The 15253-nt window shown below is 67.3% G+C and carries 17 protein-coding genes and 1 pseudogene; 8 read left to right on the top strand and 10 right to left on the bottom strand.

What is annotated here, in order from left to right:
* Positions 1–85: 85 nt before the first annotated feature.
* The gene (locus tag AC1RJW_RS16055; RefSeq protein WP_493045785.1) at positions 86–1183 is read left to right on the top strand and encodes an acyl-CoA dehydrogenase family protein; all 1098 of its coding nucleotides are present in this window, start codon (positions 86–88) and stop codon (positions 1181–1183) included.
* Here the strand turns inward: AC1RJW_RS16055 and AC1RJW_RS16050 are convergent.
* The 3 genes from AC1RJW_RS16050 to AC1RJW_RS16040 are packed head-to-tail and all read right to left on the bottom strand — an operon-like array spanning position 1166 to position 3911.
* Positions 1166–2527, bottom strand: coding sequence for an MFS transporter (locus AC1RJW_RS16050; RefSeq protein WP_493045784.1), 1362 nt, complete (start codon positions 2525–2527; stop codon positions 1166–1168). The two genes, AC1RJW_RS16055 and AC1RJW_RS16050, sit on opposite strands and share 18 nt — an antisense overlap.
* 36 nt (positions 2528–2563) lie before the next feature.
* Entirely contained in the window at positions 2564–3211 is a 648-nt protein-coding gene (locus AC1RJW_RS16045) for a 4-carboxy-4-hydroxy-2-oxoadipate aldolase/oxaloacetate decarboxylase (protein ID WP_493045783.1), read from the bottom strand.
* 34 nt (positions 3212–3245) lie between these two features.
* A complete protein-coding gene (locus tag AC1RJW_RS16040; protein ID WP_493045782.1) occupies positions 3246–3911 on the bottom strand; it encodes an RraA family protein in 666 nt (221 codons plus the stop codon).
* 93 nt (positions 3912–4004) lie between these two features.
* Here AC1RJW_RS16040 and AC1RJW_RS16035 point away from each other — a divergent pair, with 93 nt between their 5' ends.
* Complete coding sequence (locus AC1RJW_RS16035) at positions 4005–4898, top strand: LysR family transcriptional regulator (RefSeq protein ID WP_493045780.1); 894 nt, start codon at positions 4005–4007, stop codon at positions 4896–4898.
* 25 nt (positions 4899–4923) lie between these two features.
* Here AC1RJW_RS16035 and AC1RJW_RS16030 read toward each other — a convergent pair whose 3' ends face one another.
* Both AC1RJW_RS16030 and AC1RJW_RS16025 read right to left on the bottom strand, forming a co-directional pair.
* Positions 4924–6051, bottom strand: coding sequence for an aldo/keto reductase (locus AC1RJW_RS16030; RefSeq protein WP_493045779.1), 1128 nt, complete (start codon positions 6049–6051; stop codon positions 4924–4926).
* A gap of 133 nt (positions 6052–6184) precedes the next feature.
* The gene (locus AC1RJW_RS16025; RefSeq protein ID WP_493045778.1) at positions 6185–7084 is read right to left on the bottom strand and encodes an AraC family transcriptional regulator; all 900 of its coding nucleotides are present in this window, start codon (positions 7082–7084) and stop codon (positions 6185–6187) included.
* Positions 7085–7267: 183 nt separating this feature from the next.
* Here AC1RJW_RS16025 and AC1RJW_RS16020 point away from each other — a divergent pair, with 183 nt between their 5' ends.
* The 4 genes from AC1RJW_RS16020 to AC1RJW_RS16005 all read left to right on the top strand — a co-directional run bounded on the left by AC1RJW_RS16020 (position 7268) and on the right by AC1RJW_RS16005 (position 10230).
* The gene (locus AC1RJW_RS16020) at positions 7268–7864 is read left to right on the top strand and encodes an NAD(P)H-dependent oxidoreductase (protein WP_493045777.1); all 597 of its coding nucleotides are present in this window, start codon (positions 7268–7270) and stop codon (positions 7862–7864) included.
* A gap of 61 nt (positions 7865–7925) precedes the next feature.
* Positions 7926–8792 carry an HDOD domain-containing protein gene (locus AC1RJW_RS16015; RefSeq protein WP_493045776.1) on the top strand — a complete coding sequence of 289 codons (867 nt, stop codon included), beginning with the start codon at positions 7926–7928 and terminating at the stop codon, positions 8790–8792.
* Positions 8793–8884: 92 nt separating this feature from the next.
* Positions 8885–9316 (top strand): hypothetical protein, encoded by a 432-nt coding sequence (locus tag AC1RJW_RS16010; protein WP_086147704.1) that lies wholly within the window; start codon positions 8885–8887, stop codon positions 9314–9316.
* Positions 9313–10230: a DUF2145 domain-containing protein gene (locus tag AC1RJW_RS16005; protein WP_493045775.1), complete on the top strand. Its 918-nt coding sequence runs from the start codon at positions 9313–9315 to the stop codon at positions 10228–10230. Before AC1RJW_RS16010 ends, AC1RJW_RS16005 begins: the two co-directional genes overlap by 4 nt.
* On the opposite strand, the gene AC1RJW_RS16000 is transcribed toward AC1RJW_RS16005, so the two are convergent.
* The 4 genes and pseudogenes from AC1RJW_RS16000 to AC1RJW_RS15985 all read right to left on the bottom strand — a co-directional run bounded on the left by AC1RJW_RS16000 (position 10231) and on the right by AC1RJW_RS15985 (position 13265).
* On the bottom strand, positions 10231–10836 hold the full coding sequence (locus AC1RJW_RS16000) for a flavin reductase family protein (protein ID WP_493046051.1): 606 nt from the start codon (positions 10834–10836) through the stop codon (positions 10231–10233).
* Between the two features lie 3 nt (positions 10837–10839).
* Positions 10840–11262 (bottom strand): annotated as a pseudogene (locus AC1RJW_RS15995) (GNAT family N-acetyltransferase); the annotation flags it as partial.
* A gap of 46 nt (positions 11263–11308) precedes the next feature.
* On the bottom strand, positions 11309–11938 hold the full coding sequence (locus tag AC1RJW_RS15990; RefSeq protein WP_493045774.1) for a Rossmann-fold NAD(P)-binding domain-containing protein: 630 nt from the start codon (positions 11936–11938) through the stop codon (positions 11309–11311).
* A 46-nt stretch (positions 11939–11984) separates the two neighbouring features.
* Positions 11985–13265: an arsenic transporter gene (locus AC1RJW_RS15985; RefSeq protein ID WP_493045773.1), complete on the bottom strand. Its 1281-nt coding sequence runs from the start codon at positions 13263–13265 to the stop codon at positions 11985–11987.
* 251 nt (positions 13266–13516) lie between these two features.
* Between AC1RJW_RS15985 and AC1RJW_RS15980 the strand changes: the two genes are divergently transcribed.
* Both AC1RJW_RS15980 and AC1RJW_RS15975 read left to right on the top strand, forming a co-directional pair.
* Positions 13517–13804, top strand: a complete 288-nt coding sequence (locus AC1RJW_RS15980; protein WP_493045772.1) for a 7(1) septoil knot domain-containing protein — start codon at positions 13517–13519, stop codon at positions 13802–13804.
* Between the two features lie 22 nt (positions 13805–13826).
* Positions 13827–14411 (top strand): Hcp family type VI secretion system effector, encoded by a 585-nt coding sequence (locus AC1RJW_RS15975; RefSeq protein WP_493045771.1) that lies wholly within the window; start codon positions 13827–13829, stop codon positions 14409–14411.
* Here AC1RJW_RS15975 and AC1RJW_RS15970 read toward each other — a convergent pair.
* On the bottom strand, positions 14401–15159 hold the full coding sequence (locus AC1RJW_RS15970) for an IclR family transcriptional regulator (RefSeq protein WP_493045770.1): 759 nt from the start codon (positions 15157–15159) through the stop codon (positions 14401–14403). The two genes, AC1RJW_RS15975 and AC1RJW_RS15970, sit on opposite strands and share 11 nt — an antisense overlap.
* Positions 15160–15253: the final 94 nt, after the last annotated feature.

Raw genomic sequence — 15253 nt, 5'->3', positions numbered from 1 at the left:
GACTGGCGCCGCAACAGGCGCGGACTATCCCCGGCCCGCCGCGCTGTGCGAAAATGCCCGCCTTTGCCATTGCCGGACTTTACTCATGCCGCACGCTGCCATTGCTACCCTTTCCGAGCGCGACGCCCGGCGCATCGCCCGCCACGCCCAGGCGGCCGATGCCGCCCGCTTCCTGCACCCGGTGCAGCAAGCCTTGCTGCACCGGCGCGGCTGGCTGAGGATGCTGGCGCCGCGCAGCGCGGGCGGCGCCGAGCTGCCCTTGCCGCAGGTGGTGCGCCTGGAAGAAGCCGTGGCCGCCGCCGATGGCAGCATGGGCTGGGTGCTGACCCTGTGCGCGGGCGCGGGCTGGTTCGCGGGCTTTCTGGCACCCGACATGGCGCGCGCCATCATCGGCACGCCCCGCGCCTGCCTGGGCGGCAGCGGCGCGGCCACCGGCTACGCTGAGGAAGAAGGCGATGGCTACCGCATCACGGGCAGCTGGGATTACGCCAGCGGCGCGCCGATGGCCACCCACTTCACCCTGAACGCCCGCCTGCAGCGCGACGGCCAGCCCCTGCTCGATGCGGACGGCAAGCCGCGCATCCGCGCCTTCCTCGTGCCCGCCGCGCTGGTGCAGCTGGTGCCGTCGTGGAACAGCCTGGGCATGCGCGCCAGCGCCTCGCACAGCTACCGCATCGACGGCCAGTGGCTTGCCAAGGAACACGGTTTTACCATCAGTCCCGATACCGCGACGGCCGATGGTCCCCTGTACCGCTACCCGTTCTATTCGCTGGCCTACGTGACCCTGGCCGCCAACGTGGCCGGCATGGCCGGGCATTTCATGGAATTGGCCGAGGAATGCATGCGCCACCGCCGCCATGCGCGTGCCGGCCTGCCGCTGCTGGATGTGCCGGAAGTAATATCCATGCTGCAAGGCAAGAAAGACGCATATACCGCCGCCCGCGCCCGCTTCTACGCGGTGCTGGACGACAGCTGGGCGCAGGTAGCGGCCGGCGCGGCGCTCGATGACAACGCCATGCAGGCCGTGCAGGCCGGTTCGCTGGCCTTGGTGGCCGCCGCGCGCTCAGCCGTCGACGAGCTGTATCCCTACTGCGGCCTGTACGCGGCCCGCGAAGACAGCGCCATCAACCGCGTGTGGCGCGATTTCCATACGGCCAGCCAGCATTCATTGCTGCTGCCCTGAGGGGCGCAGCTGCAGCGGTTCGGCGATCGTCAGCACCACCAGGAAGGTCAGGCAGGAAATGGCCGCCATGAAGCCGAACACATAATCCCAGCCGTAGTGGTCGAGCAGCATGCCGACGATCCACGGCGTGGCCGCGCCGCCCAGCTGGCCGCCCATGTTGACGACGGCATTGGCGACAGGAAATTTCTCCTTGGAAACAAACTGCATGGGATAGACCATGTAGGCGGAAAAACCGATGCTCAGCAGCACGCCCGTCAGGAACAGCAGCGCGCCGTACTGCAGCGGGTCGGCCGGCGCATGGATCAGCAAGTACATCATGACGGCCGTCGACAGCGCGGAAATCAGCATGCCCGGTTTCCTGCGCTTGTCGAGCACGCGGTCGGCCAGCACGCCGCCCAGGATATTGCCGAAGACGGCGCCCACCCACGGCGCGGCCGCCACCATGCCCATGTTCATGATGGAAAACTGCTTGACCGTCAACAAATACGTGGGGATCCAGGCCAGCAGCACGCTGGAAATGCCCAGCTGGCAGCAGTAGCCGAGCGCGCAGCCGAGGATATTCCACGAAGCAAACACGCCCCGGCTGGTACTGACGGTGGGCACCGCGCGCACGCGGATCAGCCTGTCGAGCCAGGGCATGGGCCGCGACGTGGCCGCCGCGCTCGTGCTGCTGCCGTCGGGCGCCTTTTCCTCGATCACGGCCAGTTCTTCGGCATTGACGAAGCGGCTCTCCATCGGTTTGTTGGCAACCAGGAAATACCAGACGATGGCCAGGATCACGCCGGGCACGGAAAACCAGATGAACACTTCGCGCCAGCCCCAGGCGGCAATGATGGCCGCGCCGAGGATAGGCGTGATGACGGGGCCGAACTTGACGGCGGACAGGAACAGTCCCGACGCCGTGCCCTTCTCGCGCGAGGGAAACCAGTGATTGATGGTGGTCGTCACGCCGATCGGCAGCGGCCCTTCCGCCAGTCCCAGGCCGATGCGGCACAGTTTCAGCGACAGCAGCGAGCCCACGAGTCCCGTCAGGCCGGTGGCGATCGACGTGAGGACCATGGAAATGGTAAACACCTTGCGCACACCGAACTTCGACAGCAGCCAGGCGGAAGGCAGTTGCGCCAGCGCATAGGCGACGAGGAACAGGCTGACGAGGCCGCCCGCGTCGGTATTGCTCATTTCAAATTCCTTGCGCAAGAAGGGCAAGACCACGCCCAGGTTGGCGCGGTCGGCGGCGGCAATCGTGTAGACGATAAAAAACAGGGCCGCGACGACCCAGCGGTAGCGCGTGGGACGGCGTGCCGCCGGGGCCGCGTCGGAAGCGGCGATGGTGGTGGTATGCATGGGGTGTCTCCTGGTTTTTATAGTGGTATGCGCGTATCAGCCCAGCTGCAGCCGGCGCAGCGTCTCTTCCAGGCCCAGCAGTTCGACGGTCGTGGCGCCGTCTCGGATCCGCTGGCGGAATTGCGCTTCCTTCTCTTCGCGCTGGCGGCTCTTCAGCAGCACTGCGTCCACCTCGTGGCGCCGCACCACCACCACGCCGTCCTGGTCGCCGACGATGATGTCGCCGGGATCGATGCCGACATCGCCGATGGTGACGGTCACGTTGAGGCGCCCCGGCTGGTGCTTGCCCGTGCCCTTGATCGACAGGCCCCGGCTAAAGACGGGAAAGCCCGCCTCGGTCATGGCGGCCGCGTCGCGCACTGCGCCGTGGATCACGAGGCCGGCCAGGCCGATCCGCTGCGCCTGCTCGGTGAACACGTCGCCCCATACGCCCGCTTCCAGGAAACCCTTGGCGTCGACCACCAGCACGTCGCCGGGCCGGGCCTTGAGCATGGCGTAGTGCAGCATCAGGTTGTCGGCCGGGCGCGTGTCGACGGTCAGCGCGGGGCCGGCCAGGCGCATGCCGGGCGCAATCGGCTTGATGCCGCTGTCGAGCGCGCCTTTCGCGCCCTGCGCCTCGTAGATGGTGGCCGCGCCCAGCTGGCGCAGGGCGTGCAGGGTTGCAATGGAAACAATCTGGTCCATGGTGTGCTTTCAGGTAGGTAGGGAGATGACTGCTTCAGGCTGCGGCCGCGGGCTTGCGCTGCAGGGTGTGATAGCCGAACTGGCGCCGCGCGTCACGCAGGGACATGCCGTCCAATGCGGCGGCGACGATGCGTCGCTCCACGGCCTGCATGGCCAGGGCGCGCTCGAACACGGCATGCGCCCGGCCTGCAGGCACGATGACGACGCCATCCTGGTCGGCCACGACGAGGTCGCCGGGCGCCACGCGCACGCCGGCCAGGCTGACGGGCGCGCCGACGGCGTCCACCTGCACCCGGTCCTTGCCGGTGCGCATGAAGCGTCCCCGCGCAAACAGGGGGTAGCCGGCGGCATCCGCTTCGGCCGTGTCGCGGCACGCGCCGTCGATGAGCGTGCCCGCCACGCCCCGGTGCGCCGCCAGCTGGCTCATGATGCCGCCCCACACGGTGCAGTCGCCGCGGCCTGCGTTGTCGAGCACGACAATGGCGCCCGCGGGAATATCGTCGAGGTAATCGCCCACCGTACCGGGAGACTGGCTGTCGACGGGGGCGAAGCGCACGGTGAAGGCGGGGCCGAACAGGCGCTGCGGCCCGGCCACCGGGGCGAGGCCGGGCACGCTGCCGGGCAAGCCGAAATAATCGAGCGCGTCCGACACTTCCGCGCTGCTCAGGCCGCGCGCCTGCGTGAATAAACGGTCTTCCATGAAACGTCTCCAGATCTGGTTGTCGTGGAACCCAGTTTCATATAAAGTGTTTTCAATATCAAACATCGAATATTGACTCTTGGATCAATAAAAATGAACTTAAGACAGTTGCGCTATTTTTGCGAAGTGGTAGAAGCGGGCAGCGCCGCGCATGCGGCCGAGCGCCTGCACGTGGCGCCGACAGCCATCAGCATGCAGCTGGGGCAGCTGGAGGCCCACCTGGGCGGCGAGCTGTTCGACCGTTCGCGCCGGCCCATGGAGCCGACGCCGCTGGGCCGGTTCTTCTATCCGCGCGCCAGGGAACTACTGCAGCAGGCGGCGCGCCTGGACGACGAGGCCAAGGGCCTGGCGACGGGCAGCCATGGCTGGCTGGGCATCGCGTTCACGCGCTCGGCCACGTTTTCCGTGCTGCCGCGCGCCATCCGCCAGTTTCGCGCCGCCTATCCGCAGGTGCAGCTGGACCTGGTCGAAGCGCTGTCCGAATACCAGCCGGCGCAGCTGCGCCAGGGGCGCATCGATATCGGCCTGTCGCGCTTCATCGGTCCCTGCGAGGCGCCGCCCGACCTGTGCCACGCGGTCACGCTCGACGATCCGCTGGTGGCCGCCCTGCCCCTGCACCACCCGCTGGCGGCACGCACGTCGCTGCGCGCGGCCGAACTGGCCGACATTCCCTTCATCCTGTATCCGAAGGACCCTATCAGCCCGTTTGGCCAGCAAATCGTCGCCGCGCTGAAGGCGGCGGGCGCCGAGCCGGCCGTGGCGTATTCGGCCGTGGAAATCTACACGGCCCTGTCGCTGGTGGCCGCCGGCCTGGGCGCCACCCTGGTGGCCCGCTCGATCGCGGAAAACAACCGCACCGACGTGGTCTTCGTGCCCGTGGACGACCTCGCCACCAGCACCACCGTGGTGGCCGTCACGCGGGCCGATGAAAAAAGCCGCCTGGTGGCGGCTTTCCTGGACATCCTGACGCATGGCGGCCAACCCTGACCCGCCGTGCCGCCGCGCCCCACTGCTAAGACTCGACGATCGCCATCTGCGCGGCATTCATGCGCCCGCCCCGCACGGCGATGGACGACAAGGCCGCATCGAGCTCGCGCAGCTCGGCGGGTGACAGCCGCACGGCGGCCGCACCCAGGTTTTCGCGCAGGTGCTCACGGTTGCGCGTGCCGGGGATGGGCACGATCCACGGCGCCTGCGCCAGCAGCCAGGCCAGCGAAACTTGCGCCGGCGTCGCCTGCTTTTGCAGGGCAAAGCGCTGGAGCACCTGCAATAGCGGCCCGTTGGCCGCCAGGTTGGCGGCAGAAAAGCGCTCGAAGCCGGCGCGCAGGTCCATGTGCGGATCGAAGACGGTTTGCGCATCGAGCTTGCCGGACAAATAACCCATGCCCAGCGGCCCCCACGGCACGAAGCCGATGCCCAGCTCGCCGCAAACGGCCAGCACGCCATTGCGTTCGGGGTCGCGGTTCATCAGCGAGTATTCCGTCTGCACGGCCGTGACCGGCTGCACGGCATGGGCGCGGCGGATGGTGGCGGCGCTGGCTTCGGACAGGCCGAAATGCAGCACCTTGCCTTCCCTGATCAAGTCGGCCACGGTGCCCGCCACGTCCTCGATGGGCACAGCGGGATCGACGCGGTGCTGGTAGTACAGATCGATGCGCTCCGTCCTGAGGCGCGTCAAGGATTGCTCCACCACCTGCCGGATATGGCGGGGCCGGCTATTCAAGCCGCCCTTGCCGATGTCGAAGCCGAACTTGGCGGCGATGACGACGTCGTCGCGGAACGGCGCCAGCGCCTCGCCCACCAGTGCCTCATTCGTGTAGGGACCGTACACTTCGGCCGTGTCAAAGAAAGTGACGCCATGCGCATGGGCGGCGCGCAGGAGGGCGATGCCCTGCTGCCTGTCCGCCGGCGGGCCGTAGTTGGCGCTGATGCTCATGCAGCCGCTGCCCAGTTCGGACACGGCCAGGGCGCCCAGCATGCGCGTCGCCGGCGCGGCGCCCGGCGACGCCGCGCCAGGAGCGGCCCGGGCCCAGCTTCCTAAGGCCAGGCTGGCGCCGGCGATGGCGGTGCCGCCCAGGAAGCGGCGGCGGCTGGCTTGGCGCTCGTCGCGGCCGGCCGGCGTGGAGGTGCTCGATATCATATTGGATCCCTGTCAAGGTGCGCCGCAGCCCATGCGGCGGCACGCCCAGTGTGACGCAGGTGGCGCCCGTAGCGTTTGCCGGAAACGCCATCGTTCTTGCCCGATCCGCCGCGTCAGGCCGGCTACAGGCCTGCTACAGGCCCGCCTCCTGCAGGCGGCGGATATCGCGCTGCGGCGGCGCGCCGAACAGGCGCGTGTACTCGCGGCTGAACTGCGACGCGCTCTCGTAGCCCACGCGCACGGCCGCGCTGCCCGCATCGATATCCTCGTTCAGCATCAGCTGGCGCGCATCCTGCAGGCGCAGCTGCTTCAGGTATTGCAAGGGACTCATGCCGGCCACCGCCCGAAAATGCTGGCGAAAGCTCGATGGGCTCATGTGCGCCTGCGCTGCCAGCGCGTCGACAGGAAAATGTTCGGTGAAGTGCAGCTTCATCCAGTGCAGGACGCGGGCGATCTGCTGCCCCGGCGTACCCGCTTGCATCAAATGGCGCAAGCCGGGACCATGCGCGCCATGCAGCAGGCGGATGATGATTTCCTCCTCGGCCAGGGGCGCCAGCTGCGCCAGCAATGGCGGCTCTTCCAGCAGGCGCAGCAGGCGGATCAGGGCTTGCACCAGGCCCTCGTCCAGGGCCACCACGGACATGGCGCGCACGCTGGCGGCGCGTGGCGGCGCCGGCATGGCCAGGCGCGCCGCCACCTGGGCGATGCGGCGCGCGTCGAGCTCCAGGCGCAGCCCCAGATACGGTTCCGCGGCGCTGGCCCGCGTCACGTACGACACCACGGGCAAATCCACGGTCGTCAGCAGCGACTGGCCCGGTCCGTAGTCGTAAATCTCGCCGCCCAAGGTGACGCGCTTGTCGCCTTGCAGCGCGATGCCCAGGCCCAGGCCGTAAATGCAGGGCATGGGATCGCTGGCCGCGCTGCGCCGGTACAGCATCAGCGCGGCGATGGCGCTCGCGTGGTCGCCGTCGGTTTGGGCAAGCGCGCCCACCAGCCGCGCCAGTTCGGCGCGCGATGCTTCGCTTGAATTCATCGCTCATATCCCCTTATCCATCGATGCCGCCAGCGTAGCACGGGTGCAGCAACGGCTGCTGGCATCCGGCATCGATTCGGCAGCGATTCGGCGAATCAGGCAAGAGGCGCGTCGGTTCCGGCAAGCGCGAAGCGGCCCTTGCGCCGCACAATGCCAGACATCGCCACCACCACAGGAAACACCATGCAACATGCCTTGATTATCCATGCCCACCAGCATTACGCTGGCATTTCCACCGGAAAACTCAACGAGGCCATGGCGGACGTCATGCGCCAGGCACTGGAACAGCGCGGCTACCTCGTGCAGGAAACCGTCATCGCCGCCGGCTACGACACGGAGGCGGAAGTGGACAAGCATGAATGGGCCGACCTCATCATCCTGCAGTCGCCTGTCTTCTGGTTCGGCACGCCGTGGATCTACAAGAAATACGTCGACGACGTCTTCACGGCCGCCCTGATGCAGCAGCGCCTGCTGTCGAATGACGGGCGCAGCCGCGATGAACCGGCGCGGCAATATGGCACGGGCGGCAAGATGCAGGGCACGCGCTACATGCTGTCGCTGACGTGGAATGCGCCGCGGGAAGCGTTCGGCGATGCGCGGCAGATGTTGTTTGAAGGCAAATCCGTGGACGATGTCTTCCTGGCCAACACGGCCAACTACAAGTTCTGCGGCGCCGCCATCCTGCCCGCCTTTTCCGCCCACGATGTCATGAAGCAAGCCGATATCGGCGCCGACATCGCCCGGCTGCAGGCCCACCTGGCCGCCGTGCTGGACAGCTAAGCCCGGGTGCGCATGGCCAGTTCCGCATGCTGGCGCCATGCGGCCCGGATTGCCTGATAATATGGGGGCATTGCCATTTCTCGCTCCCCACTCCATGCACGTCAACACGCTCAGCAGCCTGGCGCAACTCCTGGCCAGCGCCGAAACGGAAACCCTGGCCTTTCCCACCAGCATCAATACGGCCCTGCTCCTGCAAAAGGAACTGGCCAACCCGGATTGCCACTCGGCCGACATCAGCAGGCTGCTGCTGTGCGAACCGACCTTGTCGGCGCGCGCCGTGGCGCTGGCCAATTCGGCCCTGTTCGCGCCCGGCCAGGCGCCCGCCATCACCAGCGTGCGCGCCGCCGTCGAACGGCTGGGCCACCGCAACCTGTATGCGCTGGCGACGGCGGCCGTCATCCGCCAGCTGAACGCGGGCATCCGCGACGAAGCCCTGCGCGCCCATGCCACCCAGCTGTGGGCGCACACCGTGCACGTGGCGGTGCTGGCGCATGCGCTGGCAAACGCCGTCACGCACACGGATGCCGACACGGCGCTGTTCGCCGGCATCGTGCATGAAGTGGCCGGCTTCTATTTGCTGGCCCAGGCCGACAAGACCCCGGGCCTGTACGCCCAGCTGGAAACGCAGATGGCGTCCGCGCTGGAAGTGATCGGCCGGGGACTGATGCGCCAGCTGGGCGTGCCGCAGCAGGTGGCCGACGCCGTCAATGCCTTGCCGGGCTCGACCATCATGCTGCCGCCCGAAGGCTTGCGCGATACCCTGCTGCTGGCCAAGGCGCTGGCGCCGGTTCCTTCGCCCCTGCCGCAGGCCGGCATCACCGTCGGCGCGCCGCTGCAAGCCTACCTGGAGCACGATCCCGTGCTGCAGGCGCTGCGCACGCAGCCGTCGGCCGAAGCGAAGGGCCTGATCGAGGTACTGCTCAGCTGATGGCCGATCTGCTATGATGGCGCAGGCCGGGATGGACCCGGCCCGCTTTCATTGACGTCCACTGGAAAACTGCCTTGACTATCTCCTTACGCATGCTCGGCCTGGCCGCAGCACTGACCGTGGCGTGCAACGCCAACGCCGACAGCTTCGTTTCCTCGGCCTCCAGCGCCGGCTCCCAGTCGAGCGGCAGCATTTCCGATTCGCTCAACGGTTCGAGCAACAGCTCCTCGCGCGACAACAAGGTGGCCAATGGTCCCTACCGCATCATCGACGTGGCCGCCGTGCCGGGCCGCGACGGCATGACGCGCTTGACCATGCAGGCCGACGCCACGGCAACGCCGCTGGTGCTGGACTTGCCGCAAGCGGCGCTCGACAAGCAGCAACTGGCCCAGGGCGACGTGGTGCATGCGCAAAACCGCGCCTACGGCATCGAATTCTCGCGCAACGACACGCGCGCCGCCTTCTTCCTCGTGCTGGCCGACGACTGGTACGGCGAACTGGCCACGCGTCCCGTCAGCCTTTGATTTTGCGCAAGCTGGCGTTGCTGCTGGGCGTTTGCGCCATCGTCAGCACTGGCGCCGCCCGGGCGGGCACTTCGCTCGCCTCGTCGCGCTTTTGCGACCGCGCCCAGGAACTCACCGCCACGGAACAGGACCGGCTGCTGCGCTTTGCCGCGGTCGTGCGCGAGGAACTGGCCGCCAGCGAAGGCAGCGTGGCCCTGATCAGCCGTTCCGGCCTGGACCTGGCCCGCTTCGGTATCCGCTATTCCCACGCCGCACTGGCCTGGCGACACGACAATGACAGCGGCTGGTCCGCGCGCCAGCTGTACTACGCCTGCGACGAAGGCCGCCCGCGCATCTTCGACCAGGGCACGGCCGGTTTCGCCATGGGCACGGCCAATCCATCGCTCGGCTACATCTCGCTGGTGAAACTGCCGGCGGAAACCGTGCCGCCCCTGCGCCGCGCCCTGCTCGACCCCGTGCGCGTGCAGCAACTGCTGGCGGGCCGCTACAGCGCCAACGCGTATGCATTCAACTTGAAATATCAGAATTGCAACCAGTGGGTGGTGGAAATGCTGGCCGCCGCCTGGGGCGAACTGGCCGCGGGCAGCGACTTGCGCGCGCGCGCCCAGGACTGGCTGCGCGCGGCGCCCTACAACCCCGCCGCCGTCGACGTGGGCGCCCGCTGGCTGATGCTGGGATCGATCTTCGTGCCCCTGGTGCACATGGACGACCATCCGCCCGAGGCCATCGGCACGATGCAGCTGGAAGTCAGCCTGCCGGCCAGCCTGGAAGCGTTCGCGCGCCAGCGCCTGCCCGCCAGCGAGCGCGTGGAAATCTGCCACGACGGCAAACAGGTGGTCGTGCACCGGGGCTGGGAACCGGTCGCCGACGGCTGCGTGCCCGGCCCGGACGACCGGGTCCTCGCCCTCGACTGATCAAACCTGCGCGTCGAGCGCCTCGCCGATTGCATAGAAACGCCCGCCGGCGATGTAGTGCAGGCTGCGCCACGATGCATCGGCCTCCTCGAAATGCCAGTGCCCGTCGCGGAACACGCGCGTGTCGGCCCAGGCCCCCACCACTTCGCCGATGAACAGGTCATACGTGGCCTGGTTGTGCGGCTCGGGAATCAGGCGGCAGGCCAGCCAGGCGGAGCATCCGGCCACGAACGGCAAATCGCAACCATCCATGTGAAACAGCCGCACGCCGGCGCGCGCCAGCTTGTCGGGCTGCGCATCGAGCCCGTGCGTGCCGACGGCGTGCGTCAGCTGCAACTGCGCCGCCGTCGGCACCTGGATGACGAAGGTGCCGCTGCCCTCGACCAGCGCGCGCGTGCGCGTGGCCTTGTCCAGCACCACGGTGAGTTTCGGCGGCGCGAAATCGAGGGCGCAGGCCCAGGCGGCGGCCATCACGTTGTCCACGCCAGCGTGGCGGGCCGAGACGAGGATGGACGGGCCATGGTTGAGCAGGCGGTAGGCTTTTTCCAGCGGCACGGGGGCGATATGGCTATGTTCAGGCCCCCTGCTTTTCAGGGACAGGAGCATGTCCCACTGGTCGATGCCCGGCCCGAAGCCGTCCGGCGTCACCTTCACGGGCACGAAGCCGAAGCGCGCATAAAACTGCTGCGTATGCTGGCTGGTATTCATGCGCACGCTGGCGATTCCCTGCACGGCGCGGATGGCGTCCAGGCGCGCCTGCGTCAGCGCCCGGCCCAGTCCCTGGCCATGCAGATCCTGCGCCACCATGCCCCAGCACAGGCTGGCGACGCTGCCGCCCGCCTCGATGGCATGGCCGCCGCAGGCAACGATGCGGCCGTCGCGCAGAATGACCAGATACGGATGCGTCGAGGTATCGAGCCAGGCGGCAAAGTCCGCGCGCTCGGACGGGTCGAAAAAGCGCGGCGTGTTGCCGTCAAAGAGGGCCAGGCAGGCGTCGCGGTCGCCGGCCTGGTAAGGACGTACAGTCTGCATGTGTTGTACCTTCAGGAACAGGAACGCAGATTATACGGGCGCGCACTCACAGCAGCTGCGCCGACGTCACCACATGCACGCCCGGCGCGGCGGCCAGCGCCGCGTCCAGCAGGGCGGCGGCGATGCGCGGCGCGGGATTGATGCGCCAGCGGCGCGGCAGCACGGGCCCGAGCACGCGCAGGATGCGCAAGGCGGCGCCCTCGCCCGCCCGCGCCACGGCGCGCTCGCCGCCGATCAGCCCGGGCCGCACGTGCGTGAGCGATGCAAAACCCAGCGCTTCCAGGTCGCGTTCCAGCTCGCCCTTGACGCGGTTGTAGAAGATGCGCGAGCCGGCGTTGGCGCCGGCCGCGGAATTGAGCACGTACGCGCGCGTGCCGGCCGCCAGCGCCAGCCGCGCCACGGCCAGCGGATAGTCGTGGTCCACGCGCGAAAATATTTGCCGGGTGCCGGCCACCTTCATCGTCGTGCCCAGGGTGCAGATGACGGCATCGGCCTGCCACCAGGATGCGTCGGGCGGCAATTGATCGAAATCAATGAGCGGCGCGGACAGCTTGGGATGGGGCGGCAGCGGCCGCCGCACGGGCGCCACGATGGCTGTGATCCGTGCATCCATCAACGCCAGGCGCAGCACTTCGCTGCCGACGAGACCGGTAGCGCCTACGAGCAGTAATTTCATTACGTCCCAGTATAAAGTTGCTCACAGACACCACCATACACGGAACTCAGGACAGGCGCAGCGCCAGCGCCGCCAGGGTCACCAGCAGCACGGGCACGGTCAGCACGATGCCGACGCGGAAATAGTAACCCCAGGAAATGTGGATGTTCTTACTGTCGAGCACGTGCAGCCACAGCAAGGTAGCCAGGCTGCCGATGGGCGTGATCTTCGGCCCCAGGTCGCTGCCGATGACGTTGGCGTAGATCATCGCTTCGCGCACGGCCCCCTGCGCCGTCGTCGGGTCGATGGCCAGCGCGCCCACCAGCACCGTCGGCAGGTTGTTCATCACGGACGACAGCAAGGCCGTCAACACGCCCGTGCCCATGGCCGCGCCCCACACGCCGTACTGGGCACTGTGGTTCAGCAGTCCCGTCAGGTAAGCCGTCAAGCCCGCATTGCGCAAGCCGTACACGACCAGATACATGCCCAGCGAAAAGACGACGATTTGCCATGGCGCATGGCGCAGCACGTGGCGCGTGGAAATCACATGGCCCTTGCCTGCCACGCCCAGCAGCAGCGCGGCGCCCACGGCGGCGATCAGGCTGATGGGCACGCCCAGGGCTTCTTGCGAGAAAAATCCCGCCAGCAGCAGCGCCAGCACCAGCCAGCCGGCGCGGAAGGTCCCCATGTCGCGGATGGCGGCGCCCGGGCGCTTGAGTTGCGCCACGTCATAGTCGCGCGGAATATCCTGGCGGAAAAAGAGCAGCAAGGCCGCCAGGGTGGCAGCCACGGCGACGACGTTGACGGGCACCATCACGGACGCGTACTCGGCAAAGCCGATCTTGAAATAATCGGCCGAGACGATGTTCACCAGGTTCGATACCACCAGCGGCAGGCTGGCCGTGTCGGCGATGAAACCGGCCGCCATCACGTAGGCCAGGGTGGCCCTGGCGGAAAACTTCAATGCCCGCAGCATGGCGATGACGATGGGCGTCAATATCAGCGCGGCGCCGTCGTTGGCGAACACGGCGGATACCAGCGCGCCCAGCAAGACCAGCAGCACGAACAGTTTTGTCCCGCTGCCGCCGCCCCAGCGCGCCACGTGCAGCGCCGCCCACTCGAAGAAGCCGGCCGCGTCCAGCAGCAGGCTGATGATGATCACGGCAACAAACGTGCCGGTGGCGTTCCACACGATATGCCAGACGACGGGGATGTCGCCCCAGTGGATCACGCCGGCCAGCAAGGCGACGCCAGCGCCGATGACGGCGCTCCAGCCGATGCCCAGGCCGCGCGGCTGCCAGATGACGAGGATCAAGGTGGCGAGAAAGATCAGGAAGGCGGTCAGCATGCGGCGAGGGTCCCGTGCGGTGCGGCGTCGCGGGCACCATGCGCCGCAGCCTGTGTTTGTTCATATAATTCCATAATACTGGAATTATTGAATGAATGCAAAACTGCGGGGCTTTACCCTCATTGCAAGGCGATGGCCAGGCGGGCAGCCCGCAGCGAAAAAAAAAGGGCCGGCACCTGCGTTTCCTATTGTCTTTTAGCAACTTAATCGGTGTATAGTCGCAGGCACGATTGAAACTGGGGTCAGGAAAAGTGGCACGCATCTATCAGACCAACAACATGGGCGAAGCGGACGTGCGGGTGGCCATCGTGCAGCGCGGCAATGCCGACTTGCTGGTGCACCGCGCAGCCAGCTGGGGCCTGGCGACAGGCGACGCACAGTGGTTCATCACGCGCGAGCGCCAGGATGCCACGGCCAGCGTGTATTTCACCTCGCCAGGCTTTGCGCAGCTGACCATCTGTTTTGTCGACCAGGCCGGCGAGGCCGGCTGGAGCAGGCCACATCGGCTCAAGGGCTGCCTCGCGCACGGCGGCGGCTGACACTCAAGCGGAGGAATGCGTCATGGATTTGATTTTGCTCGAACCCGGCAACGGGGAACTCGTGTTCGGCAAGACGCCGGACGGCGGCATCGACAGCAGCGGCGGCAGCCTGATCGACACCGCCTGGAGGGATAGCGGCGCGCCGCAGGGTATCGGCCGCTGCATCGAACTCGTGTCATTGCATCAAGGCATGAAGCAGCAGGTGACGACGGACGTCAGCAACTCGGCGCGCACGTCGGGGCGGCCCGTGATCACCGAATTTACCTGTGTCAAATATATCGATGCGATCTCGGTAAAACTGTACGAACTGTGCCTGAGCGCCCGGCCGCTGGGCAGCGGCGCGGCCCAGCCGACCAAACTCTACATCGCCCGCAACTCGGGCGACAAGACGGTCAACATCATCACCATCGCCCTGCGCGACGCCCTGATCAGCGAAATCCAGCTGCAATCCCATCCCAACGACATGCCGACCGAGCAGTTCAAGCTGAACTTTACGGAAATCCTCTGGAGCTACAGCGTGCAGCAGGCGGACGGCCAGCCAGCAGCCCAGCACACGACGGGCTGGAGCCTGGCGCGCAACCGCCCGATCGGGGCGTTTACGGCTTGACACCGAGCACGGCTTCGACTTCCGCCTTGCACTGCAATAGCGCCGACAGCAGCAGCTCCCGCTGAGCGTGGAAACGCAGGGCCGGCACGCCCAGCGACAGCGCGTAGCGCTCGCTCGTGCCCGTGTTCAGGGCCACGCCGATGCCGCACACGCCCGGCGCATGCTCTTCCATATCGACGGCGTAGCCCTGCGCGCGCACCTGTTCCAGGTGCGGCAGCAATTGCGCAAGCGCCGCGATGGTCTGGCCCGTACGCGCTTCCAGGCGTTCGCCGAACAGCCGGCCCAGCGCCTCGTCTGACAGCCCCGCCAGCAGCGCCTTGCCATGCGCGGTGCAGTGGATCGGGTAGGCCGTTCCCACGGCCGAGACGACGCGCAGTTCCCGATCGGAACAATACTGGTCCACCGACACCGCATGCAGGCCGCGGTACACGCACACGTCCACCGTTTCGCGCGTGCGCCGGCCCAACGCTTCCGCATGCGGCCGCAGGACCGCCACCACGTCCGTATGCGCCGACGCGGCCAGGCGCGCGATGGCCGGCCCCAGCTTCACCCCGCCGGCGCCGGAACTGACCAGTTGCTGGGCTTCCAGCGCGGCGACGATGCGGTGCACCGTGGTGCGCGGCAAGTCCGCGCCCTTGGCAATCTGCGCCAGGCTCAGGCCGCCCGTCTGGTTTTCCAGCGCGCGCAGCACCGCCGCCGCGCGCGCAATGACTTGCTTGCCGCTATTGCCTTCGTTTTCTTCACTCATCTCTTTACCCAATTGTGCATGACGATAGCTGCCGTGACGGCATTGACCGGCATTGTACATGGCCCTATAATTGTTCCATCATTCGGAACAGTGT

The sequence above is a fragment of the Janthinobacterium sp. GW822-FHT07A03 genome, from assembly GCF_058798815.1.
The sequence above is the reverse complement of the archived record's forward strand: the minus strand, read 5'-3'. Positions and strand labels throughout refer to the sequence as shown.